The following is a 23,917-nucleotide window of genomic DNA, read 5'->3' on the forward strand; positions in this document are numbered from 1 at the left end:
TGTCCTGACACTACGTCACCCATCAGACAAATCAGCAACAAAATATGGCAGCGGCGCCCCAAAAAATGGCACATTGGCGGCCCCTTGTGCCGCTGACATGTTCTGTAACGAGTCCCACGGCGCATCAACGTTCGATGGATGAACCCGATGGCCGTTACCAGTCCTGCAACCGTGCCCGCGACCGATACCCAGCCCGTTCCCGCCCCGCAATCTACGCAATCAAGCCCCTTGGTCATGCGCATCATTGGTGCGGTGGCCCTGGCGCACCTGCTCAATGACCTGATCCAGTCGATCCTGCCTTCGATCTACCCGATGCTGAAGGCCTCGTACGGCCTGAGCTTTACCCAGGTCGGCTTGATCACGCTGACGTTTCAGGTCACGGCGTCCCTGCTGCAGCCCTGGGTCGGTTATTACACCGATCGCCATCCCAATCCGTTGGTGCTGCCGGTCGGTTCGTTGTGCATTTTGGGCGGCGTCATGATGCTCGCGACCGTAGGCAGCTTCCCGTTGATCCTGCTCGCCGCAGGGTTGATCGGCATTGGCTCGTCGACCTTTCACCCTGAAGCCTCGCGCATCGCCCGGCTGGCCTCCGGCGGGCGCTTTGGTCTGGCGCAGTCGAGCTTCCAGGTGGGCGGCAACAGCGGGTCGGCCATCGGACCGCTGCTGGCGGCGGCGATCATCATTCCGTTCGGTCAGGGGCATATCGCCTGGTTCGGGCTGGTGGCGCTGTTTTCCGTGGGCCTGCTCTACGCCATCAGCCGCTGGTACAAGGCGCACCTGGCGCTGTTCAAGATCAAGGCCGGGCAAGCAGCGACCCACGGGCTGTCGAAACGTCGGGTGACCAGCGCGCTGGTGGTGCTGGCGCTGCTGGTGTTCTCCAAATATTTCTACATGGCCAGCTTCACCAGCTACTTCACCTTTTACCTCATCGACAAATTCCAGCTGTCCGTGGCCAGCTCCCAGCTGCACTTGTTCATGTTCCTGGCGGCGGTGGCGGCGGGCACATTCTTCGGCGGGCCGATTGGCGATCGCATTGGCCGTAAAGCGGTAATCTGGTTCTCTATTCTGGGCGTGGCGCCGTTTACCATCGCGCTGCCTTACGCTGACTTGTTTTGGACCAGCGTGCTCAGCGTGATCATCGGTTTCATTCTGGCCTCGGCGTTCTCCGCCATCGTCGTCTACGCCCAGGAACTGGTGCCGGGCAACGTCGGCATGATCGCTGGCATCTTTTTCGGCCTGATGTTCGGCTTCGGTGGCATCGGCGCAGCCTTATTGGGTCACCTCGCGGATCTTCACGGCATCGTCTATGTCTACACGCTGTGTTCCTACCTGCCGCTGTTAGGCATCCTCGCCATCCTGCTTCCGAGAACTTCAAAAAGATGTTGATAGCCGTCGCGATTTTTCTGGTCACCATCACCCTGGTGATATGGCAACCCAAGGGCCTTGGTGTCGGCTGGAGTGCAACGTTTGGCGCCGTCCTCGCGCTGCTTTTCGGGGTGGTGCACCTGAGTGACATCCCTCAGGTCTGGCACATTATCTGGAACGCAACCGGGACGTTCATTGCGCTGATCATCATCAGCCTGCTGCTCGACGAGGCCGGGTTTTTCAACTGGGCCGCGCTGCACGTGGCGCGTTGGGGCAACGGCAAGGGCCGGCGGCTGTTCGCGTTTATCGTGCTGCTCGGCGCGTTGGTGTCGGCGTTGTTCGCCAATGACGGCGCCGCGCTGATCCTCACCCCGATCGTGATGTCGATGCTGCTGGCCCTGCGTTTTTCGCCGGCGACCACCCTGGCTTTCGTGATGGCGGCTGGGTTCATCGCCGACACCGCGAGCCTGCCGCTGGTGGTCTCCAACCTGGTCAACATCGTCTCTGCCGACTATTTCGGCATCGGCTTCAACCGCTACGCGTCGGTGATGGTGCCGGTGAATCTGGTCAGCGTTGCCGCCACCCTGGCGGTGCTGATGCTGTTCTTTCGCCGCGACATCCCGAAGACCTTCGACGCCTCGCAACTGGACGAGCCGTCTTCGGCGATCAAGGACCGCGCGACCTTCATGACCGGTTGGTGGGTGCTGGGGATCTTGCTGGTGGGCTGCTTCGCCCTGGAGCCGCTGGGAATTCCCATCAGTGCGATCTCCGCTGTGTGCGCCGTGATCCTGTTGGGCATTGCCGCCAAAGGCCACCGCATTTCCACGCGGAAGGTGCTGAAAGACGCGCCGTGGCAGATCGTGATTTTCTCCCTGGGCATGTACTTGGTGGTGTATGGCCTGCGCAATCAGGGCCTGACCGACTACCTCGCGACCTGGCTGGATCGTTTCGCCGAACATGGTTTGTGGGGCGCGGCCATGGGCACGGGCGTGCTGACGGCGCTGCTGTCGTCGGTGATGAACAACCTGCCGACGGTGCTGATCGGCCTGTTGTCCATCGAGGCCAGTCAGGCCCACGGTTTGCTGCAGGAAGCGATGATCTACGCCAACGTGATCGGCAGCGACCTGGGCCCGAAAATCACCCCGATCGGCAGCCTCGCGACGTTGTTGTGGCTGCATGTGCTGGCGAAGAAGGGCGTGACCATCGGCTGGGGCTATTATTTCCGCGTCGGCATCGTGCTGACCGTGCCGGTGCTGTTGGTCACCCTCGCGGCGCTTGTGCTGCGACTGAGCCTATAACGCGGCGCGTGTCTGGCACGTTCGGCCACAGGTCCGACACCAGAAACAGCCGCTCGGCCTCTTGCCAGTGGCCGTCGGCATGGCGGGTCAGGCGCACCAGCAGTTGCGCCGGCCCGAGCGGGTCCAGGGCCTCCAGCCAGTCCTGAAACTCACGGGGTGTCCATGCCTCGTCGCAGCGCGAAGGCGCCAGCCAGGCAGGCCGCGGAAGCAATCGCCAGCGACCGTCCAGGCTGTTTTCTGCGTAGCCCGGCAAGTCCTTTTGATGCAGCCACTTTCCCCGCAGATGCTCAGGGTGTGCCCCTTGTGGCGACGCGCCCGCACCGGGCCATGGATAAAACAGATAACCCCCCAGCCAGAGCGAAGCGCTGAAGGTGTCCACGCCCCGCGCAGCAAGAACGGCGCTGCTCTCGGGGCGCGCTGACATGGGCAGTTGATGCTGGTTCAGGTGGGCGAGCTTCAAATCCAGCCGGTCGAGGGCGCCGGGGCCGAGCCAGTGGGCCGGGTTTTCGCCGTCCTGATCCTGCTGCCCCAGGTACAGCTTGATCGCCAATTCAATATGGTGAACGCCATCCTTATCCCTCAGCAGCATGTCCAGCTCGCCCAGCGTGCGGCCTTCGCCCTGAATCGGCAGGTTCGCCGCGAGCAGCTCGACGCCGGGCGCGTGCTGGATTGCGAATTGCCAGAGCCGCTCGTAATACAGACCGAGCCGGCGCGTCGAGCTGCTCGCCAGCCAGTCGCTGAGGGCGGTGTCGTCTCTGTCCAGCTGCGTTAAAAAAGCTTCAAGCGCTTCGGGCTGCTGCACCCAGTCGCTGCCGCTGAGCGGGTGACGCTGGGGCCACTGGGTTTCCGCCAGCAGGGGCGGCGACAGGATTACCCACGCCAGGTCACGTACGGTGTGCGTACGCAGCTGACGGGGCAGGGCGGTCAGGGTCGGGAAAGGGTTATTCATCGAGGCAGAATAGCGGGTGATGGGCGGTTGTAGCCACCGCTTCATCGTCGCCGTCGGATGCGACAGGTCAGCTCAGGCATGCCTGAAAGGCGCTGCTTGAAGGGTGCGCTTAAAGAGCCCATTTGCCGCCCCCGACCCCTTCGCCCATAATCGCGTTCTTTACACGCATCAAGCCTGCGGGAGCCCCATGGAGCAATTTCGAAATATCGGCATCATTGGTCGCCTGGGCAGTACCCAGGTGGTGGAGACCGTTCGCCGACTCAAGAAATTCCTGATATCGCGGCACCTGCATGTGATCCTCGAAGACGCCATCGCCGAGGTCTTGCCGGGGCATGGTTTGCAGACCTCTTCGCGCAAGATGCTCGGTGAAGTCTGCGACATGGTCATCGTCGTCGGCGGCGACGGCAGCCTGCTCGGCGCCGCCCGTGCGCTGGCCAAGCACAACGTGCCGGTGCTGGGCATCAACCGCGGCAGCCTGGGCTTCCTGACCGACATCCGCCCCGACGAGCTGGAAGTCAAAGTCGCCGAAGTTCTCGACGGCCACTATCTGGTGGAAAACCGCTTCCTGTTACAGGCCGAAGTGCGCCGTCACGGCGAAGCGATCGGACAGGGCGACGCCCTCAACGACGTCGTGCTGCACCCCGGCAAATCCACGCGGATGATCGAATTCGAAATCTACATCGACGGCCAGTTCGTCTGCAGCCAGAAGGCCGACGGTCTGATCGTCGCCACGCCCACCGGCTCCACAGCCTACGCGCTGTCGGCGGGCGGGCCGATCATGCACCCCAAACTCGACGCCATTGTCATCGTGCCGATGTACCCGCACACGCTGTCCGGCCGGCCGATTGTCGTCGACGGAAACAGTGAGCTGAAAATCGTTGTCTCAAAGGACATGACGATCTACCCACAGGTTTCCTGCGATGGCCAGAACCACTTCACCTGCGCGCCGGGTGACACCGTGACCGTGAAAAAGAAGCCGCAGAAGCTGCGACTCATTCACCCCCTCGACCACAACTACTACGAAGTCTGCCGGACCAAACTCGGTTGGGGCAGTCGGCTTGGCGGCGGGAGCGACTGATGCTCGATCCCGCGCGTGGCTACGATCTGATCGGTGACGTGCATGGTTGTGCCCAGACCCTTGAGCACTTGCTCGACACCCTTGGTTACCGCTTTCAGGCCGGCGTGTGGCGCCACTCTGAACGCATCGCCGTGTTCCTCGGCGACATCATCGACCGCGGCCCTCGCATTCGCGAAGCGCTGCACATCGTCCGTGACATGGTCGAAGCCGGCCAGGCGTTCTGCATCATGGGCAACCATGAATTCAACGCGCTGGGCTGGAGCACGCCGGCGCCGCCTGAGAGCGGCCATGAATGGGTACGCGAGCACACGCCGCGCCATGCCCGTCTGCTGGGCGAAACCCTCGCGCAGTTCGAGCAGCATCCCGGTGACTGGAACGACTTCCTCAAATGGTTTTACCAATTGCCGCTGTTCATCGACGCCGAGCGCTTCCGCGTGGTGCACGCTTGCTGGGATGCCAGCCTGATCGAGCCGTTGCGCAGCGTTCACGGCGACGGTCGCATCGACCAGGCCTTCGTGCAGGCGTCGGCGGAGCCCGGTAGTTTTGCCTGCGCCGTGTTTGATCGTCTGCTGCGCGGCACCGACATGCGCCTGCCCCACGGCATGACCCTGACCGGTGGCGACGGCCTGACCCGCGGCTCGTTCCGCACCAAGTTCTGGGAAGACGACCCGCAGACCTACGGCGACGTGGTGTTTCAGCCTGACGCGCTGCCCGAGCCGGTGGCGCGGCGGCCGCTGTCCCCCAGCGAGAAAAACGCGCTGCTGCGGTACGGCGCCGATGAACCGCTGTTGTTCGTCGGTCACTACTGGCGCAGCGGCATTCCCGCGCCGATCCGCCCCAATCTGGCCTGCCTCGACTACAGCGCCGTGCTCTACGGCAAGCTGGTCGCCTACCGGCTGGATCAGGAAACACAGATTGACCCGGACAAGTTCGTCTGGGTCGACGTTACCCGACCGGAGATGGGTCAATGAGTCCGGTTGCTGTATTGCGTTTGCCCCTCCAAACCGACCTGAGTGGTTTCGTCGAGTTGCTGCGGCGCCTCAACGTGCCCCATCGGGTCAGCGAAGAGGCCGGCGAGCAAGTGCTGTGGGTGCCCGATGCGCCGCAACTGGCCGATGACGTCCGCCAGCTGTATCAGCAATACCCCGAAGGCGACCTGACCGCGCAGTTGCCGCCGGGACGCGAGGTGGTGGCCGTGAGCCGGCCGAGTCCGCTGGTCCAGGTGCGCAACAGCCCGGTCACCAGCGTGATCTTGCTGCTGTGCCTGATCGTCGCCGGCGTGACCTTGCTCGGCGATAACTTCGAGGCCCTGAGCTCACTGACCTTCAACGACTTCCGCGTCAACGGCGAGTACATCAGCTTTCTGCCGGTGGAAACGTCCCTGGCAGCGGGGCAGTGGTGGCGCGTTGTCACGCCAATGCTGATTCACTTCGGCCTGCTGCACCTGGTGATGAACGCGCTGTGGTTCTGGGAGCTGGGCCGACGCATCGAAATGCGCCAGGGCGGTTGGCAATTGCTCGGCCTGACCCTGGCGTTCAGCGCGTTTTCCAACTACGTCCAGTATTTCTGGAGCGGCCCGAGCCTGTTCGGCGGCCTGTCCGGCGTGCTGTATGGCCTGCTCGGTCACTGCTGGATCTTTCAATTGCTCGCCCCCAACCCCATGTATCGTTTACCACGCGGTGTGCTGGGGATGATGCTGATCTGGCTGGTGGTGTGCCTGTCCGGTGTCGTTGGTGTGCTCGGGTTTGGCGAAATCGCCAACGGCGCCCACGTCGGCGGCCTGATCATCGGTTGTGCTACAGGTCTTGTGGGCGGTGCACTGGCCCGCCGCAAACATTAAAATCGCCCGCTTAATTCTGGGAGAACCCAATGTCCTCTTTTGTCGAAATGATCGAAAACATCACCCCGGACGTCTACGAAAGCCTGAAGCTGGCGGTGGAAATCGGCAAATGGTCCGACGGCCGCAAGCTGACCCAGGAACAACGTGAGCTGTCGCTGCAGGCGTTGATTGCCTGGGAAGTGCGCAACGTGCCCGAGGACCAGCGCATCGGCTACATGGGCCCGCAAGAGTGCGCGTCGAAGTCGGCGCCGGTACCCAATATCCTGTTCAAATCGGACTCCATTCATTGATTGAAATCGGCAGAGGCTCCGTCAACAAAATGTCCGCGCGGCTTGAGGCTTCGCGGGTGGAATATGCGTTCCGGCTGGGTGATTCACAGATCCCGGTCAACCCGCTGATCGGCAAGACCGTGCGCCTGGAGTTTCTGGGTGCGATTCATTGCAGCCATTGCGGCAAGCGCACCAAAACCAGCTACAGCCAGGGTTATTGCTACCCGTGCATGCTCAAGCTGGCGCAGTGCGACCTGTGCATCATGAGCCCGGAGCGCTGCCATCACGAGCATGGCACCTGCCGCGATCCGGCCTGGGGCGAGCAGTTCTGCATGACCGATCACGTGGTCTATCTGGCCAACTCGTCGGGGGTCAAAGTCGGCATCACCCGCGCCACCCAGCTGCCAACGCGCTGGCTGGACCAGGGCGCCAGTCAGGCGTTGCCGATCGTGCGCTGCGCCACCCGGCAGCAGTCCGGCTTTGTGGAAGATCTGTTCCGCAGCCAGGTGGCCGACCGCACCAACTGGCGCGCGCTGCTCAAGGGCGACGCACCGGCGGTTGATCTGGCGGCGATTCGTCAGCAACTGTTCGAGTCCTGCGCCGAAGGCCTGGTCGCGCTGCAAATGCGCTTTGGCTTGCAGGCCATTCAGGTGATGAACGATGTCGAGCCCATCGAGATCCGATACCCGGTAGAGGCCTATCCGACCAAGATCGTCAGCTTCAACCTGGACAAGAATCCGGTCGCCGAAGGCACCCTGTTGGGCGTCAAAGGGCAGTACCTGATCTTCGACACCGGCGTGATCAATATTCGCAAATACACGGCGTATCAACTCGCCGTGCATCAGTAGCCCGTATTAGCAGAAGAAGGGACAACAGCATGCGCACCGACCAGCCGAAAATGATTTACCTGAAGGATTATCAGGCGCCTGAGTACCTCATTGACGAGACCCACCTGACGTTCGAATTGTTCGACGACCACTCGCTGGTCCACGCGCAGTTGGTGATGCGCCGCAACCCGGAACGCGCCGCGCTCGCTCAAGGCGCGGCCTTGCCACCGCTGGAACTCGACGGCCAGCAGCTTGAGCTACTGTCGGTGAAGCTGGCGGATGTCGACCTGTCCGAGGGCGACCTGTCACAGAACGGCTACCAGCTGACCTCCGACAGCCTGACCGTGCAGCCGACGTCCAAGACCTTCACCCTCGACACCACCGTGAAGATCCACCCGGAAACCAACACCGCGCTGGAAGGCCTGTACAAATCCAGCGGCATGTTCTGCACCCAGTGCGAGGCCGAGGGCTTCCGCAAGATCACCTATTACCTCGACCGCCCGGACGTGATGAGCACGTTCACCACGACCGTCAGCGCCAACAAGCAGGCCTTCCCGATCCTGCTGTCCAACGGCAATTTGATCGCCGCCGGCCCTTCCGACGACACCCAGCGTCACTGGGCAACGTGGGAAGACCCGTTCAAGAAGCCGGCCTACCTGTTCGCGCTGGTGGCCGGTGACTTGTGGTGCATCGAAGACACCTTCATCACCATGAGCCAGCGCAAGGTCACGCTGCGCATCTTCGTCGAGCCGGAAAACGTCGACAAATGCCAGCACGCCATGGACAGCCTGAAGAAGTCCATGCGCTGGGACGAAGAGGTCTACGGCCGCGAATACGATCTGGACATCTTCATGATCGTCGCCGTCAACGACTTCAACATGGGCGCCATGGAGAACAAGGGCCTCAACATCTTCAACTCCAGCGCCGTGCTGGCCCGCGCCGAAACCGCGACCGATGCCGCCCACCAGCGCGTCGAAGCCATCGTCGCCCACGAATATTTCCACAACTGGACCGGCAACCGCGTCACCTGCCGCGACTGGTTCCAGCTGTCGTTGAAGGAAGGCTTCACGGTGTTCCGTGATTCCGGCTTTTCGGCGGACATGAACTCGGCCACGGTCAAGCGCATCCAGGACGTCGCCTACCTGCGCACCCACCAGTTCGCCGAAGACGCCGGTCCCATGGCCCACGCCGTGCGCCCTGACAGCTTCATCGAGATTTCCAACTTCTACACACTGACCGTGTACGAGAAGGGCGCGGAAGTGGTGGGCATGATCCACACGCTGTTGGGCGTGGAGGGATTCCGCAAGGGCAGCGACCTGTTCTTCGAGCGCCATGACGGCCAGGCCGTGACCTGCGACGACTTCGTCAAGGCCATGGAAGACGCCAACGGTGTCGACTTCACGCAGTTCAAGCGCTGGTACTCCCAGGCCGGCACGCCGCGTCTGGCGGTCAGCGAGTCCTACGACGCTGCCGCGAAAACCTACAGCCTGACCTTCCGTCAGAGCACGCCAACCACGCCGGGCCAGCCGGGCGATCAGAAGCTGCCGTTCGTGATCCCGGTTGCCATGGGTCTGCTGGACGCCCAGGGTCAGGAACTCCCTCTGCGCCTGCACGGCGAGGCACCGGCGGTGAACACCTCCCGCGTGCTCTCGGTGACTGAAGCCGAGCAGACCTTCACCTTCATCGACATCGACGAACAGCCGCTGCCGTCGCTGCTGCGCGGGTTCTCGGCGCCGGTGAAACTGAGCTTCCCGTACAACCGCGATCAGTTGATGTTCCTGATGCAGCACGACAGCGATGGCTTCAACCGCTGGGATGCCGGTCAGCAACTGTCCGTGCAAGTGCTGCAGGACCTGATCGCCCAGCACCAGAAGGGCGAATCGCTGGTCATGGATCAGCGTCTGATCACCGCGCTGCACACGGTGCTCACCGACGAAAGCCTGGATCAGGCCATGGTCGCGGAAATGCTCTCGCTGCCGGGCGAGGCGTATCTGATCGAGATCAGCGAAGTGGCTGACGTCGATGCCATCCACGCCGCGCGGGAGTTTGCCCGCCAGCAATTGGCCGACAGCCTGAGTGACGCGCTGTGGCAGCGTTACCAGACCAATCGCGAGCTGTCGAAGCAGACGCCGTACGTGGCAGCGTCCGAGCACTTCGCTCGCCGTGCGCTGCAGAACATCGCCCTGTCTTACCTGATGCAGACCGGCAAGCCGGAAGTCCTGGCCGCCGCCATCGACCAGTTCGACACCGCCGACAACATGACCGAGCGCCTGACCGCGCTGGCCGTGCTGGTGAACTCGCCGTTCGAGGCCGAGAAGGCCAAGGCGCTGGAAGTGTTTGCCGAGAACTTCAAGGACAACGCGCTGGTCATGGATCAGTGGTTCAGCGTGCAGGCCGGCAGCACCTTGCCGGGCGGGCTGGAGCGTGTGAAAGCGCTGATGCAGCACCCGGCGTTCACCATGAAGAACCCGAACAAGGTGCGTGCCCTGATCGGCGCCTTTGCCGGGCAGAACCTGATCAACTTCCATGCGGCGGACGGTTCGGGCTATCGCTTCCTGGCCGATCTGGTCATCGAGCTGAACGGCTTCAACCCGCAGATCGCCTCCCGCCAGCTGGCGCCGCTGACCCGCTGGCGCAAATACGACAGCGCGCGCCAAGCGCTGATGAAAGCGGAACTGGAGCGCATCCTCGCCTCCGGTCCGCTGTCGCCTGACGTGTATGAAGTGGTGAGCAAAAGCCTGGCGTAAATCGGGCTGATGTTAAAAGGGGCTGTCCGTTTGCACGGACAGCCCTTTTTTATGGCCGCTGTTTGTGGGCGGTTGGCAGGCTCAATCGACCAAACGCGGATCAGGCGTTGAAGCCGATAATCGCCTTGGTCTCCAGGTACTCTTCAAACCCTTGCACGCCGTACTCGCGGCCATTGCCCGAGCGCTTGTAGCCGCCGAAGGGCGCCATGGGATCCCACGCCGGATGGTTCAGGTGCACTTGCCCGGCACGGATGCGCGAAGCCACGGCGCGGCCCAGTTCGAAGTCCTGCGCCTGCACGTGGGCGCCCAGCCCATAGACCGTGTCGTTGGCGATGGCCACGGCTTCGTCGATGGAGTCATAGGCCAGGATGCACAGCACCGGGCCGAAGATTTCCTCCTGGGCGATGCGCATCGCCGAGTCGACTTCGGAGAACACCGTTGGCCGGGTGTAGAAGCCTTTTTCAAAACCCGGCACACGGCCCGGGCCGCCGCACAGCAATTTCGCGCCTTCGCCGATGCCGGCTTCGATCATGGCTTGAACGCGGCTGAATTGGGCTTCGTTGGCAATCGGGCCGAGTTGGGTGTCGGGGGATTGCGGGTCACCGACGATCAAGGCGTTGGCGGCGGCGGCCGCCAGTGCTTCGACTTCAGCGAGGCGGGCGCGGGGCACGATCATTCGGGTCGGCGCGCTGCACGACTGGCCGACGTTGCGCAAGGCCGACATCACCCCCAAGGGCACGACTTTGGCAAAGTCGGCGTCAGGCAGCATGACGTTCGGCGACTTGCCGCCCAGTTCCTGGGTCACGCGTTTTACCGTGACCGCCGCCGCTTGTGCGACGAGGGCGCCGGCACGGTTCGAGCCGGTGATGGAAATCATGTCAATGTCGGTGTGGGCCGCGATGGCGGCACCGACGTCCGCGCCGCTGCCGTTGACCAGATTGAACACGCCGGGGGGCAGGCCGGCGTCGTGGACCAGTTGGGCGAACAGCAGGGCGCTTAACGGGGACAGCTCGCTGGGTTTTAGGACCACGGTGCATCCGGCGGCGAGGGCCGGCGCGACTTTGGCAGTGATCTGATAGAGCGGCCAGTTCCAAGGGGTGATCAGACCGCAGACGCCGATAGCTTCCCGCTCGATGGAGGTGGTGCCTTCAACGGTTCTGAAGGGGTAGGTGGAGAGCAGATCCCGGGCAACCCGCACGTGTTCGGCGGCCAGCGGCACCTGCATGGCGCGGGAGAAACTGATGGCGGCGCCCATTTCCAGCGACAGGGCCTGGGCGAGGGGCTCTTTGCGCTCAAGGATCAATGCGTGGATTTTGCTCAGGATCGCTGCGCGTTCTACGACCGGTGTTGCTGACCAGCCGGGGAAGGCAGCGCGGGCTGCCGCGACGGCGCGATCAACGTCCTCCGCCGACCCCCGCGCGACCTCGGCGACCACCTCTTCAGTGGCGGGATTGACCACGGGCAGAAGGGCCGGAATCGCGGGGGAAGTCCACTCGCCGTTGATGTAAAACTGCCCGGCGTTATGCAGCTCGATGCCGTGGGTGTTTGAAGGGTGTGAGGTCATCCAGCTAGCTCCCTGGAGCGGTGATAAGGGCTGCGAACAGCGAGTCCTGACGTCTCGATACGCTAACAAACCGGCCCAGGCAAAAGATGCCGTTGTTGCGGTCTGCAAGGGAGAATCTGCTGAATCCGCCGGGGTCCACGCCATCCGTTTTGCGGTGTGACACCTGACGTCTTCCCGGCTAAAGCCAGTCCTACAGTCGAGGTCGTGCCGGATACCCTGAATGCACGCGATATGTTTTTGTAGGACCGGCTTCAGCCGGGAAGAGGCCCGCATGAGCACCCACAATTTCGCGGCGTGGCGGCTGACGCTTTCCCGGCTGAAGCCGGTCCTACAGGGGATTGCGTACGCTGCCTGATTGGCGGGATGCATGCGGTCTGTTTTTGTAGGACTGGCTTTAGCCGGGAAGAGGCCAGTGCGAGCGCCATCAATTTCGCGGCGTGACGCCTGACGCTTTCCCGGCTGAAGCCGGTCCTACAGGGGATTGCGTGCGCTGCATGATTGGCGGGATGCATGCGGTCTGTTTTTGTAGGACTGGCTTTAGCCGGGAAGAGGCCTGTGTGAACGCCATCAAATTTGCGGTGTTGCGCCTGACGCTTTCCCGGCTGAAGCCGGTCCTACAGGGGATTGGCGTGCGCTGCTTGATTGGCGGCATGAACGCGGTCTGTTTTTGTAGGACCGGCTTTAGCCGGGACGAGGCCTGTGTGAACGCCATCAATTTTGCGGTGTGACGCCCGACGCTTTCCCGGCTGAAGCCGGTCCTACAGGGGATTGGCGTGCGCTGCTTGATTGGCGGCATGAACGCGGTCTGTTTTTGTAGGACTGGCTTTAGCCGGGAAGAGGCCTGTGTGAGCGCCATCAATTTTGCGGCGTGACGCCTGACGCTTTCCCGGCTGAAGCCGGTCCTACCCATCGCGGCGTGCCTGGCAACGTTCACCCAATCGCTTGGGTCACCATCGCGAACTGGGCAATGCCATCCCGTGAGCGCGGCGGTTCGCCCAGCACCATCCGAGGCGCGCGATCGACGCACGGCAGTCCCATCCCCTCCAGCCAGTCCACCAGCCCGCAATCAGCCAAAATGTCGAAGCGCACAAACGCGCCGGGAATCAGGCCCAGCAGGTGCGTGATCATCTGTTTTGCCTGCGCCAGATCCTGCGCGACCACCGGCCCAATGAGATGCCCGCGACCAAACTGGCGGAGCAGGGCGCATCCCTTCAGTTGCCCTTGCACCTCAACGCCCACCACGCACTCCGCCGTCGGCAGCAAATCGGCGAGCACCGCCGTGCGGTCCAGCCCGCTGCCGACATTGGCCAGTTCAATCACCTGCGGGTATTCGGCCTGCGTCACCTCACGACACAGCGCGTCTCCCGTCGCAGCCAGAACCGGCGGCATGTGCGGCACGCCTTGATGCTGCTGAATCCGAGCGTATTCGACGAAACCCATGCTCACATACAGCGGCGCCCCCGATTCAGTGGCGTTGAGGATCGGCGTGCGTGGCGCGGCGGCGTCCAGGCACAGGTGCATCAACTGGCGGCCAATGCCTTTGCTCTGGTGCTGATCACTGACGATCACCAACCCGATGGAAGAATAAGCCCCCTGATGGCAGGCGAACGCCACGCCCACCAACTGACCCTCGTGTTCAGCGACAAAACCCTCGGACGTGCGCTGCACCATTGCCCAGTCTTCCTCGCGATGGGGCCACTTCAACTGCACCGAGAGCGCGTGGGCGGCGGGCATATCCTCCGCTTTGGCCGTGCGGTAAACGTAGGCGTCGCTCATATGAGTTTTCCTGTGCTGAGAAGGCTGGTCGCCAATTGCGGTACGAGTGATGGCTGAGTAAACCGGCGGATGTCGAAGGGGCTGATGGACGTGCTGGTGCTGCCGGTGCTGATCAGTTCGGCCATCACGTCGCCGACACCGGGGCCGAGCTGGAAGCCATGGCCGCAGAAGCCGAAGGCGTAAAACAGCCCGTCGACCATGCCGCTGGGGCCCATCACCGGCAGCGAGTCCGGCGTGTAGCTTTCGATGCCACTCCAGGTGCGGATGATGTTGAGCTTCTCGGCGCCGGGCACCAGCCGCTTCATCTGGCGCATCTGGTTGAGCAGGCTTTCAGGCTTGAAAAATGCCCGACGGTTGACCATGTCCGGCGCGCAGCGGGCGCCGCCGCCGATGATGATGTTGCCGCGGGGAATCTGCCGGAAGTAGATCACCTCTTCCTTGATCTTGGTGAACACGCCGATCACCGTCGGCAAGGCGTAGGGCACAGGCTCCGTCACCGACATCTGCGGGCCGTTCGGCTCCAGGGGCACGGGCTCATCGAACTGTTGAGACAGCTTGGTCGCCCACGCGCCGGCGGTGATCAACAGCTGCTCGGCGACGAACAATTGCCCGTCGGTGGTGGTGACGTGGAACTGTCCGCCGACTTTTTGCACGTCGGCGACTTCGGTGCGTTCTTCGATGCGTGCGCCGAGGCGTCGGGCCGCGCGGGCAAAGGCGGGTGCCGCCAGACGCGGATTGGCGTGACCGTCGTGGGGCGCGTAGGAACCGCCCTTGACCTCTGCGCCAAGAAAAGGAAATCGCGTGTGCAACTCGGCGCCGCGATAGATTTTCAGGTCCAGCTGCTCGGCTTCCGGGGCCGCGGCGTAAGCCTCCAGCTCGGCGATTTCGTCCTCGCGGTAACACACACGCATGTGCCCGCTGGGGATGAATTCCAGGTCATCGTCGATCAGCTCCGGCAAGCGTTTCCACAAACCCCACGACCGGTTCGCCAGTTCGAGCTGGCCCAGATAGCGCCCTTGCCGCCGCACATTGCCGAAGTTCACGCCGCTGGCGTACTGACCGATCTGGTCGCGCTCCAGCAGCGTCACCGAGCGGCCGCGCCGCTGCAGGAAAAACGTCGACGAGGCGCCCATGACGCCGCCGCCAATGACCAGCACATCGCTTTTTTGCGGGTTCATGAAGACTCCTCTTGTACGCCCCGGGCTTCCAGGTCGCGGTGCCGTGGGTCACGGGCGACCGCTTCGATTTCAATCAGGTAACCGTGATGCAAAACCGGGACCGGCACCACGGCGCGGGCGGGCCGATGCTGGCCCAGGTACTGCGCGTAGAGTCGGTCAAAGGCCGGCCAGTGTTCAATGCCCACCACGTAGACCGTGACTTTCAGCAAATCGCTTGGGCCCAGGCCCGCTTCCCGGAGGATCGCGACCAGGTTGTCGAGGGCAATGGAGGCCTGCACCTCGAACGGTTGGTCGGCGCTGTGCTCGCCATTGGCGCGTACCGGCAATTGCCCGGACACGTAGACCACGCCTCCGTAGGCCACGGCCTGGGAATAGTGCCCGCCCGGCGCTGCTGCGTCGGCCGTGTGAATAATGTCGAGATCACCAGCCATGCAGACGACCCCAGGTGTGCACCGCGCCGTCCGCGTCGAGGGCGTGATAGTCCGGAAACTGCGCACCGGTGGCGCAGGCGTGGTTGGGCAGAATGCGCAGCCGGCTGCCGATAGGGAAGCGCGCGGCGAGGTCGGCATGGCTGGCGTCGCCCAAGGTGATAATCCCGTGCTCCTGATTGGCGCCGGTAACCAACCCCCCATCGATCCATTCTCCCGTTTCGGTGCACACCTGGCCATAACCGAAATCGTGGCGCTGACGCTGGGTGCCGCGATCACGACTCATGGCCATCCAGCCGGCGTCGGTGATGATCCAGCCCTTGTCCTGCTGATGGCCGATCACCGTGGTCAGCACGCTCAGGGCCAACTCGTCGGCCTGGCAGACGCCGATGTTGTGCATGACCAGATCGAAGAACACATACACGCCGGCACGCACCTCGGTCACGCCGTCCAAGCGTAGAGCTGACAGCGCGGTGGGCGTGGAGCCGATGCTGACGTCCGGGCAGTCGATCCCGGCTTCACGGATGCGTTGAGCGGCGCGGACGCAGAGGGCGCGCTCCTGCTCGGCGAGGGCTTGCAGGGCTTCAGGGTTGTCGAGTTCGTAGCTGGAACCGGCGTGGGTCATCACGCCGCGCAGCTGCAGACCGCCGTCGGTGAGGATGCGCGCGACGTCGATGAGCGCGGGGTCTTCAGCGGCGAGGCCCGAGCGATGGCCGTCACAGTCGACCTCGATCCAGACGGGCCAGACGGGGTTGGATTCGTCGTGCTCACGGGCGAAGGCGACGATGGCCTGTGCGCCCTGGACGCTGTCGGTCAGCACGCTCAGGTTGCAACCGACGCGCCGCAGCGCCAGCGCCTGGAATAATTTGCCCGGAGCGATGGCGACCGCATACAGCACATCGCCAATGCCCTGGTTAAAACAGTGTTCGGCTTCCTTCAGGGTGGACACCGTCACGCCGCTGGCACCCGCAGCGATCTGCGCCTGAATCACCGGCAGGCATTTACTGGTCTTGACGTGGGGACGCAAGCGCACGCCGAGGCTGTCCATGCGTTGCTGCATGCGCTGGATATTGCGCTGCATGCGCGGAACATCGACCAGCGCGGCGGGGGTGTCGAGAGAGGCAATCGGCGTAGACATGACGGAACTCGGGTGGCGAGGGACAGGGTGGACTCTACTCAGCTGTCGTTAAGGTGTGGTTCAATCCAGTCTCATCAATCATTAAGTATAAGTGAATGATCTCCATCGAAGACTTGCGCCTGGCGGTCGCATTGAGCCGCGCCGAATCCCTGAGTGCGGCAGCCAGAGCGCTCAATGTTTCGCCGCCGGCGCTGTCCATGCGCCTGCGGAAACTGGAGACCCTGCTCGGCCTGACCCTGGCCAACCGCGACGCCCGCCGCCTGAGCCTGACCGCCGATGGCGAACGCTTCTCCCGGGAAAGCGCGCTGTTGCTGGAGCAGCTCGAAGCGCTGCCCGAGTCCTTCCGGCAAAAGGACGAGAGACTGGTGGGCACGCTGCGGCTGGCGGCGCCCTTCGGTTTCGGACGACAGCGACTGGCACCGCTGCTGGCGCGCTTCATCCGGCTGCATCCGCGGCTGTGCCTGCACCTCGACCTGCGCGAAACCCCTTGGCCGGATCGGCACGACAGCGACGCCGTGATCCACATCGGCCACCTCAACGACAGCCTCTGGACCGCACGGCCACTCTCACCGAACGAGCGCTGGCTGTGCGCAAGCCCGGCCTACCTGCACGAACACGGCGAGCCGACAGCGCCGGACCAGCTCAGCGCCCATCGCTGCATCTGCATCCGTGAAAACGACGAAGACGTCACCCTCTGGCACCTGCGCAAAGGCCCCGCCCGAAAAACCCTGCGCGTCGAACCGGCCCTGCTCACCAACGACGGCAGCGTCGCCCGCCGCTGGGCCGAACAAGGCCTGGGCCTGGTGCTGCGCTCGCAATGGGACGTCAGCGACGCCATCGCCAGCGGCAACCTCGTCCGCGTCCTCGCCGACTGGAACTTCGACAGCGCCCCCGTCAACCTCCTCGTACCCTCCCGCAAACTCCGCAGCCCCAGGGTGCAAGCGTTGGTGGCGTTTCTGGAAGATGCGTTGAAGGTGTGAGCGTCGGTTTGATCGGGGATCAGGCGTCATGCCGCAACATCCTCGGCGCTGGGACTGGCCTCTTCCCGGCTAAAGCCGGTCCCACACAAAACACACTGCGCGCGCAGTAGGACCGGCTTCAGCCGGGAAGGCGTCAGGCGTTACACCGCACAATTGATGGCGTCCAGACTGGCCTCTTCCCGGCTGAAGCCGGTCAACAATGAGTGGGCGTTCTTTCAGCCAGAGCGGTGACGCGGAGCGTCATGGGATGCATTCCCACGCAGAGCGTGGGAACGATCAAGATCAAAGGCTTCCCGGCTAAAGCCGGTCCTACCAAGCGTAAGCGCGCTTTTGATCTTCATACGCAAAAAGCCCAGACGACACCAATCGCGACTTGGGTGCAGGCTGAACGCAGACGACGCGCAGTGGGCCGAGCCGCATGGATGCGGCGAGAGCGCCGTCGGGACATGGATGTCCGTTCGGCGCGGGCCCACGGAGCGTCGTCGGAGTGAGGGTACTCCGACGCAGGAGGAGCCAAACCAGGAGCAAGCACCCTTGGTTACTTGGGGTGCTTTTCCAAGTAACTCGCCGAAGGCGAAACAGTCTGCCCCTAGGCAGACGCCCTTGATCTTGATCTTGATCTTGCTCCAAAGACCGCCGAGGTCACTTCACCGCATAGACCTTGCGAACGTAAACCGTACTCGTCCACGCACAAAACGCCCCCTTCACCACGAACACCGTATCCCCCGGATGAATCGTCACCTCACCCCTCTGATCATCGGCCAGCGTCACGCTCCCCTCCAACAGATGCATCAATTCATGCAACCGATGCGCACGACCATGGCGCTGATAAGGCGTCGAATCCCAAATCCCCACCTTCAGCGCCGTCACCTCATCCTCGAACAGACTCAACGCCCGACACTGCGGCGCAGGCCCGATCAAAATCGGCGGTTCCAGCGTCGCAGACGGCTCCAGCCACAAATGCGCCGGCAACAGCGTCAAACCGGGCCGCGCAGGGGCGTTCTCCACATCCACCGCACAAAACGCCCACTCACTGCCACTGCTCGCATGCACCGCCACCCGACTGCCACGGCCAATCACCGCACTCGCGCCGACGCTCAACTCCAGCGTCTGCTCCGCGCTGCTCAACACCACATGCCCGGCGTGCACCACCAGCGTCTCGCTGTAGGGAAAGTCCTCGATCAACGCGTCGCCGGTGAACCGCACCAGCCCGGCCGACACCCCGTCATCACCGCGCCACGCCACCTGTCGTGCCTCGGCAAAGGGATCAAGCGCGCCCAACGGCGCCGTGTTGAAAGACGTCGCAATGCCGCTGCCATCAGCGCGCGCCAACAGCAAAATACCGGGAGATGACATGGTTAACGCTCCGCAGCAAAGTCAGCCGATCGCCTGGGTGATCAGCGCAAAAGGTTGGACGCCCTGGCTGGCCTCGGGTGGGGTGCCCAGCGCCATCTGCACCACGGTGTCGACGTTCTTCAGGCCCGCGGCTTCGAGCCAGTCGCTCAGGCCGCAGGACACGGGGATGTCGATGCGCACAAAGGTGTCAGGCACCTGTGCCAGCAAGACGGCGATCAGGTGTTTGGCCTGCTGGATGTTTTCCGCCACCACCGGCCCGATGCAGCGCCCGCGCCCGAATGGCCGCAGCAGGGCGAAACCGCGCAGCTGACCGTCACGTTCGATGCCCACGGCGTGCTCGACTTGCAGGTCACGCAACACATCGCGGCGGTCGAGGCCGCTGGCGCTCCTGGCGAGGTTGAGCAGGGCGGTCTGATCGTCAGCGCCAAGGGCTCGGCAGATTTCGCCGTCGGCGAGCTCATCAAGCGCCGGCACCTGCGCTTGGCCCTGATGCTGCTGCACCCGACCAAACTCAACAAAACCCTGGCTGGCATACAACGGCTTGCCGGCGACGGTGGCATCGAGGATCGGCGTGCGCGGCTCGCACGCGGCGAGGGCCCTCTCCATCAAGCGGCGACCAATGCCCTGGCCCTGATAATCGTTGCTGACGATCACCAGGCCGATGGTGGCGAAATCACCTTGAGGGCAGACAAAGGCGCTGCCAATCAGACGTTTGCCATCCATGACCACGAAACCGTCGCTGACCCGGTGCAACATCGCCCAGTCGTCCAGGCGATGGGGCCATTTCAGTTGCACCGACAGGTCATGGGCGGCGGTCAGGTCGGCCACGGTCATTGGGCGGTAGGTATAAGAAGGGTGTGGCAGGGCGGACATGGCGAGGCTCCGTTATGCAGTATTCAAGTGGCACTGGCGCCCTGTATCCCACCTGATTAAAGGGCTGACAAGAGGGCTCGGGATATTCGGCAGATTCGTCCCGCGCCGAGGGACGCGACCCTACTTCGTACTTAAATCCGGGGCGAGGGCGGCAGCAAATGCCAAGGGTGGATTTTATCGTTTCAGCCCCGATGATCGTTCCCACGCGGAGCGAGGGAACGATCAGTGCACTCAAGATCCCCACGCCATACTTTCTGCCGCTTCAACCCCGCATCCTTGAGCCTCCTCATCACAAAAGCCCCCTAAAAGCGCACAAACACTGGTCCTGCCCAAGGCTGGCGCGCACCGCAAACTCTGCTGAGGCCAGCCACCAAAACGGTGGTTTGTATTGAGCACGGGGCGTTTTAGACGGCATATGCTGATTTCACAGTGATGTAATGAAGCTGTGCTGCAACGAGGCCGCCGCGCCGTCAGGGCCGCGAACGCTTGCCACACTCAACTGACTTCAGGACCGCACTCCATGAGCTTTCTTCGTCCCAAATTCATCACGTTCGACTGCTACGGCACGCTCACCAACTTTCACATGGGCACCATGACCCGTGAGCTCTTCGCCGACCGCGTCAAGCCTGAACAGATGGACCAGTTCGTCAAAGACTTTTCGGCCTATCGCCTCGACCAAGTCATGGGCGACTGGCAGCCGTATGACGTCATCCTCAAGACTGCCCTGGCCCGAACCTGCAAACGTTGGGGCGTCGAGTACCGCGATGAAGGCCAGCTGTATTACGACGCGGTGCCGACCTGGGGCCCCCATGCCGACGTGCCGGCGGGTTTGTCGAAGATCGCCGACAAGATTCCCCTGGTGATCTTCTCCAACGCCAGCGACAGCCAGATCATGTCCAACGTCGACAAGCTCGGCGCGCCGTTCCACAAGGTCTTCACCGCCGAACAGGCCCAGGCCTACAAGCCGCGTCTGGCCGCGTTCGAGTTCATGCTTGACAACCTCGGCTGCGGCCCGGAAGACATCTTGCATGTGTCTTCGAGCTTCCGTTACGACCTGATGTCGGCCCACGACATGAAGATCAAGCACAAGGCGTTCGTGGCCCGTGGTCATGAAGTGCCGGCGAACGCGTTCTTCGAGTACCAGCAGATCACCGACATCGGCGGGCTGCCGGCGCTGGTGGGCCTGTAAGTCAAACGCTGCGGCATGCCGGTTAAGACATAAGGGGTTAAAGATGGGCAGTGAATCCTATTGGCTCGACACCGCACCGGCCTTCACCGGTGCCCAACTCGGCGGCTTGCCCGGTCAGGTCGACGTGGCGGTGATCGGCGGCGGGTTCACCGGCCTGTCCGCAGCGCGAGCGTTGGCGCTCAAGGGTGCCAGCGTGGTCGTGCTGGACGCCGGTCGCGTGATCGGCGAAGCCTCGGGGCGCAACGGCGGGCAGTGCAACACCGGCGTGGCGCAGGACTACGCCGGTCTGCACGCCAGTCTCGGTACGGCCAAGGCGCGTGCCTATTACCAGGCCTATGAACGCGCGGTGCAAACAGTGGTGTCGCTGGTCGAGCAGGAAAAGATTGCCTGCGACCTGGTGCGCAACGGCAAGCTCAAGCTGGCGGCCAAACCCCTGCATTACGAAGGCCTGGCACGCACCTGCGAGCTCATCCGCCGGGAGGTGGACGCCGATGTCGAGCTGCTGAATGCCGAGCAAACCCGTGCCGAGGTCAACTCGACGCAATTCCATGGTGCGTTGTTGCAGCGCAATGGCGTGCAGATGCACGTCGGCCGCTTTGGTGTCGGCCTGGCGGAAGCGGCTGCCCGGAGCGGCGCAATGGTCTACGAACACACCCCGGTCAAGGACTGGAAGCCCCAGGCCGGCGGTTATCAGGTCAACACCGCCAAGGGCTCGCTGCACGCCGGGCAAGTGTTGCTGGCGACCGGCGCTTGCCAGCACGGTGACCTCGGCTGGTATCGCCGGCGAATCGTGCCGGTGGGCAGTTTTGTCATCGCCACGGAAGTCTTGCCCCAAGCGCTGATCGACGAGTTATTGCCGCAGCATCGGGCGTACGTGACCAGCCGCATGATCGGCAATTACTTCCGCCTGACCCCGGACAACCGCCTGCTGTTTGGCGGCCGTGCACGGTTTGCCATGTCCGACGGCGTGTCCGACGCCAAGAGCGGCAAGGTGCTGCGGGCGGCGATGCTGAACATGTTCCCGGCGTTGGCCAACGTGAAAATCGATTACTGCTGGGGCGGCCTGGTGGACATGACGTCCGACCGTCTGCCCCGCGCCGGCCAGCACGGCGGCGTGTTCCATTCCATGGGCTACAGCGGCCATGGCGTGCAGATGTCCGTGCACATGGGCCAGGTCATGGCCGAGGTCATGGCCGGCAACGCGGCGGCCAATCCGTGGCGTGAACTGGAATGGCCGGCGATCCCCGGGCACTTCGGCAAGCCCTGGTTTTTGCCGTTCGTGGGCGCGTACTACCGCTTGCAGGACTATCTGCACTGAAGCCGCACTAAGTCGCCGCTGTAGCGTCACCGTCGTCTGCGTTTCCAGGACGCTCCGGACATCCGTGAGCACTCGAATATCCCGATCATCGACAGGTAGCCTTGATATGACTGACCACAAAGACACCCCCGAGCTTATCTCCGGCCCAGACAGCCTGCGGGTATTCGAAGGCCTCAATCGCGGCATGTCGCGGCGCAACGCCTTGCAGATGCTCGGCCTGGCCGGCGTCGCCGCAGCGGGGGCGGGCAGCCTGTTTGGCAGCGCCGGCAAACTGTTCGCCGAAGAAGCCACCGCCGGCGGCAAAGGCAAGCCGGGCGGCAAGATTCGTGTGGCCGGCATGTCGAGTTCCACCGCCGACACCCTCGACCCGGCCAAGGGCGCGCTGTCCACCGACTATGCCCGTCACTACATGTTCTACAACGGCCTGACCCGTTTTGATAAGCACTTGGTGCCGCAGCTGGAACTGGCCGAGCGCATCGACAACGTTGACGCCACGCTGTGGACCATTACGCTGCGCAAGGACGTGACCTTCCACAACGGCAAAAGCCTCAGCGCCGCCGACGTGGTGTTCTCCCTCAGCCGCCACAAGGACCCGCTGACCGGTTCCAAAGTCATGCCGCTGATGGAACAGTTCGCCGAAATCAAGGCCACCGGCCCGAACGAAGTGCAGATTCGCCTCAGCGCCGCGAACGCCGAACTGCCGTCCATTCTCGCCGTGTCGCACCTGCTGATCGTTCCGGAGGGCACCACCGACTTCAACAAAGGCATCGGCACCGGTCCGTTCACCGTCGGCGAGTTCAAGCCGGGTGTGCGTTCGGTGGCGGTGCGCAACAAGAACTACTGGAAGCCGGGCCTGCCGTACCTCGACGAGATCGAATTCATCGCCATCGCCGACGAACCGTCGCGGGTTAACGCGCTGTTGTCGGGCGACGTGCACATGATCAACGAGGTCAACCCGCGCTCCACCACGCGCATTGCCGCCAGCCCGAAACACCGCGTCGTCGACGCACCGTCGGGTAACTACACCGACTTGATCATTCGCCAGGACCAGCTCCCCGGCAAAAGCCCGGAATTCACCCAGGCGATGAAACTGCTGCTGGACCGCGAACAGGTCAAGTCCGCCGTCTTCCGTGGCTTCGCCGTGGTCGGCAACGATCACCCTATTGCGCCGGGTTCACGCTACTTCAACACCGACTTGCCGCAGACGGTCTACGACCCTGAAAAAGCCAAATTCCTGCTGAAGAAAGCCGGCATGGAAAGCATCACCATGCCCGTCATGGCGTCGCCTGCCGCGACAGGTTCCGTGGACATCGCCGTGCTGCTGCAGCAATCGGCGAAACAGGCCGGGCTCAAGCTGGACGTCAACCGCCTGCCGAGCGACGGCTACTGGTCCAACCACTGGATGAAGCACCCGTTGAGCTTCGGCAACATCAACCCGCGACCGAACGCCGACGTGATGTTTTCGCAGTTCTTCCAGTCCAAGGCGCCGTGGAACGAGTCCGGCTGGCAGAACGATCAGTTCGACCAGTTGCTGATGCTGGCCCGGGGCGAAACCGACGACGCCAAGCGCGCCAAGATGTATGGCGACATGCAGACTCTGGTCCATGACCACTGTGGCATCGGCGTGCCGGTGTTCATCAGCAACATCGACGGCGTCGACCAGCGCATCAAGGGCTACGACTCCAACCCGTTGGGCGGCTTCATGGGCTACATGTTCGCCGAGCAGGTGTGGCTGGACGCTTGA

Annotated in this window: 21 protein-coding genes; 13 read left to right on the forward strand and 8 right to left on the reverse strand. The window is 63.2% G+C overall.

The features are described from left to right. Positions 1 to 147 precede the first annotated feature (147 nt). Together M1E04_RS07960 and M1E04_RS07965 are read left to right on the forward strand one after the other, a co-directional pair. Positions 148 to 1,386 (forward strand): MFS transporter, encoded by a 1,239-nt coding sequence (locus M1E04_RS07960; protein WP_456292715.1) that lies wholly within the window; start codon positions 148 to 150, stop codon positions 1,384 to 1,386. Further along, positions 1,380 to 2,663, forward strand: a complete 1,284-nt coding sequence (locus M1E04_RS07965) for an arsenical efflux pump membrane protein ArsB (protein WP_192135770.1) — start codon at positions 1,380 to 1,382, stop codon at positions 2,661 to 2,663. Before M1E04_RS07960 ends, M1E04_RS07965 begins: the two co-directional genes overlap by 7 nt. Here the strand turns inward: M1E04_RS07965 and M1E04_RS07970 are convergent. Beyond that, positions 2,626 to 3,612 carry a DUF1853 family protein gene (locus tag M1E04_RS07970; RefSeq protein ID WP_456292716.1) on the reverse strand — a complete coding sequence of 329 codons (987 nt, stop codon included), beginning with the start codon at positions 3,610 to 3,612 and terminating at the stop codon, positions 2,626 to 2,628. The genes M1E04_RS07965 and M1E04_RS07970 overlap by 38 nt on opposite strands. A 187-nt stretch (positions 3,613 to 3,799) precedes the next feature. On the opposite strand from M1E04_RS07970, the gene M1E04_RS07975 reads away from it, so the two are divergent. The 6 genes from M1E04_RS07975 to pepN are packed head-to-tail and all read left to right on the forward strand — an operon-like array spanning position 3,800 to position 10,373. Continuing rightward, the gene (locus M1E04_RS07975) at positions 3,800 to 4,690 is read left to right on the forward strand and encodes an NAD(+) kinase (RefSeq protein ID WP_037011709.1); all 891 of its coding nucleotides are present in this window, start codon (positions 3,800 to 3,802) and stop codon (positions 4,688 to 4,690) included. Then, positions 4,690 to 5,661, forward strand: a complete 972-nt coding sequence (locus M1E04_RS07980) for a metallophosphoesterase (RefSeq protein WP_456292717.1) — start codon at positions 4,690 to 4,692, stop codon at positions 5,659 to 5,661. The genes M1E04_RS07975 and M1E04_RS07980 overlap by 1 nt, the downstream gene beginning before the upstream one ends. After that, complete coding sequence (locus M1E04_RS07985; protein ID WP_456292718.1) at positions 5,658 to 6,530, forward strand: rhomboid family intramembrane serine protease; 873 nt, start codon at positions 5,658 to 5,660, stop codon at positions 6,528 to 6,530. Before M1E04_RS07980 ends, M1E04_RS07985 begins: the two co-directional genes overlap by 4 nt. A 29-nt stretch (positions 6,531 to 6,559) precedes the next feature. Further along, positions 6,560 to 6,820: a YeaC family protein gene (locus tag M1E04_RS07990; protein ID WP_074888021.1), complete on the forward strand. Its 261-nt coding sequence runs from the start codon at positions 6,560 to 6,562 to the stop codon at positions 6,818 to 6,820. Further along, positions 6,817 to 7,647 carry a DUF2797 domain-containing protein gene (locus tag M1E04_RS07995; protein ID WP_192135784.1) on the forward strand — a complete coding sequence of 277 codons (831 nt, stop codon included), beginning with the start codon at positions 6,817 to 6,819 and terminating at the stop codon, positions 7,645 to 7,647. The genes M1E04_RS07990 and M1E04_RS07995 overlap by 4 nt, the downstream gene beginning before the upstream one ends. A gap of 29 nt (positions 7,648 to 7,676) precedes the next feature. Beyond that, positions 7,677 to 10,373: an aminopeptidase N gene (pepN, locus tag M1E04_RS08000; protein ID WP_456292719.1), complete on the forward strand. Its 2,697-nt coding sequence runs from the start codon at positions 7,677 to 7,679 to the stop codon at positions 10,371 to 10,373. 100 nt (positions 10,374 to 10,473) lie between these two features. On the opposite strand, the gene M1E04_RS08005 is transcribed toward pepN, so the two are convergent. After that, positions 10,474 to 11,937, reverse strand: a complete 1,464-nt coding sequence (locus M1E04_RS08005; RefSeq protein WP_456292720.1) for an aldehyde dehydrogenase family protein — start codon at positions 11,935 to 11,937, stop codon at positions 10,474 to 10,476. Positions 11,938 to 12,494: 557 nt separating this feature from the next. Here M1E04_RS08005 and M1E04_RS08010 point away from each other — a divergent pair. Beyond that, on the forward strand, positions 12,495 to 12,665 hold the full coding sequence (locus M1E04_RS08010; RefSeq protein WP_456292721.1) for a hypothetical protein: 171 nt from the start codon (positions 12,495 to 12,497) through the stop codon (positions 12,663 to 12,665). Positions 12,666 to 12,867: 202 nt separating this feature from the next. On the opposite strand, the gene M1E04_RS08015 is transcribed toward M1E04_RS08010, so the two are convergent. The 4 genes from M1E04_RS08015 to M1E04_RS08030 are packed head-to-tail and all read right to left on the reverse strand — an operon-like array spanning position 12,868 to position 16,457. After that, complete coding sequence (locus M1E04_RS08015) at positions 12,868 to 13,713, reverse strand: GNAT family N-acetyltransferase (protein ID WP_456292722.1); 846 nt, start codon at positions 13,711 to 13,713, stop codon at positions 12,868 to 12,870. Further along, complete coding sequence (locus M1E04_RS08020) at positions 13,710 to 14,891, reverse strand: NAD(P)/FAD-dependent oxidoreductase (RefSeq protein WP_065986151.1); 1,182 nt, start codon at positions 14,889 to 14,891, stop codon at positions 13,710 to 13,712. The genes M1E04_RS08015 and M1E04_RS08020 overlap by 4 nt, the downstream gene beginning before the upstream one ends. Further along, positions 14,888 to 15,322 (reverse strand): RidA family protein, encoded by a 435-nt coding sequence (locus M1E04_RS08025; protein ID WP_369318592.1) that lies wholly within the window; start codon positions 15,320 to 15,322, stop codon positions 14,888 to 14,890. The genes M1E04_RS08020 and M1E04_RS08025 overlap by 4 nt, the downstream gene beginning before the upstream one ends. After that, positions 15,312 to 16,457 (reverse strand): DSD1 family PLP-dependent enzyme, encoded by a 1,146-nt coding sequence (locus M1E04_RS08030; RefSeq protein WP_456292723.1) that lies wholly within the window; start codon positions 16,455 to 16,457, stop codon positions 15,312 to 15,314. The genes M1E04_RS08025 and M1E04_RS08030 overlap by 11 nt, the downstream gene beginning before the upstream one ends. 95 nt (positions 16,458 to 16,552) lie before the next feature. Here M1E04_RS08030 and M1E04_RS08035 point away from each other — a divergent pair, with 95 nt between their 5' ends. Beyond that, positions 16,553 to 17,437, forward strand: coding sequence for a LysR family transcriptional regulator (locus tag M1E04_RS08035; protein WP_192135798.1), 885 nt, complete (start codon positions 16,553 to 16,555; stop codon positions 17,435 to 17,437). A 642-nt stretch (positions 17,438 to 18,079) separates the two neighbouring features. Here M1E04_RS08035 and M1E04_RS08040 read toward each other — a convergent pair. Both M1E04_RS08040 and M1E04_RS08045 read right to left on the reverse strand, forming a co-directional pair. Continuing rightward, positions 18,080 to 18,793, reverse strand: a complete 714-nt coding sequence (locus M1E04_RS08040; protein ID WP_456292724.1) for a cupin domain-containing protein — start codon at positions 18,791 to 18,793, stop codon at positions 18,080 to 18,082. 21 nt (positions 18,794 to 18,814) lie between these two features. Beyond that, positions 18,815 to 19,666, reverse strand: coding sequence for a GNAT family N-acetyltransferase (locus tag M1E04_RS08045; protein WP_456292725.1), 852 nt, complete (start codon positions 19,664 to 19,666; stop codon positions 18,815 to 18,817). A 520-nt stretch (positions 19,667 to 20,186) separates the two neighbouring features. Here M1E04_RS08045 and M1E04_RS08050 point away from each other — a divergent pair. From M1E04_RS08050 to M1E04_RS08060, 3 genes are all read left to right on the forward strand, one after another. Beyond that, positions 20,187 to 20,855, forward strand: coding sequence for a haloacid dehalogenase type II (locus M1E04_RS08050; protein ID WP_037011693.1), 669 nt, complete (start codon positions 20,187 to 20,189; stop codon positions 20,853 to 20,855). Positions 20,856 to 20,898: 43 nt separating this feature from the next. After that, positions 20,899 to 22,173, forward strand: a complete 1,275-nt coding sequence (locus M1E04_RS08055) for an NAD(P)/FAD-dependent oxidoreductase (protein WP_192135804.1) — start codon at positions 20,899 to 20,901, stop codon at positions 22,171 to 22,173. Positions 22,174 to 22,279: 106 nt separating this feature from the next. Further along, complete coding sequence (locus tag M1E04_RS08060; RefSeq protein WP_065987219.1) at positions 22,280 to 23,917, forward strand: ABC transporter substrate-binding protein; 1,638 nt, start codon at positions 22,280 to 22,282, stop codon at positions 23,915 to 23,917.

The sequence above is a fragment of the Pseudomonas sp. AK106 genome (assembly GCF_053903055.1).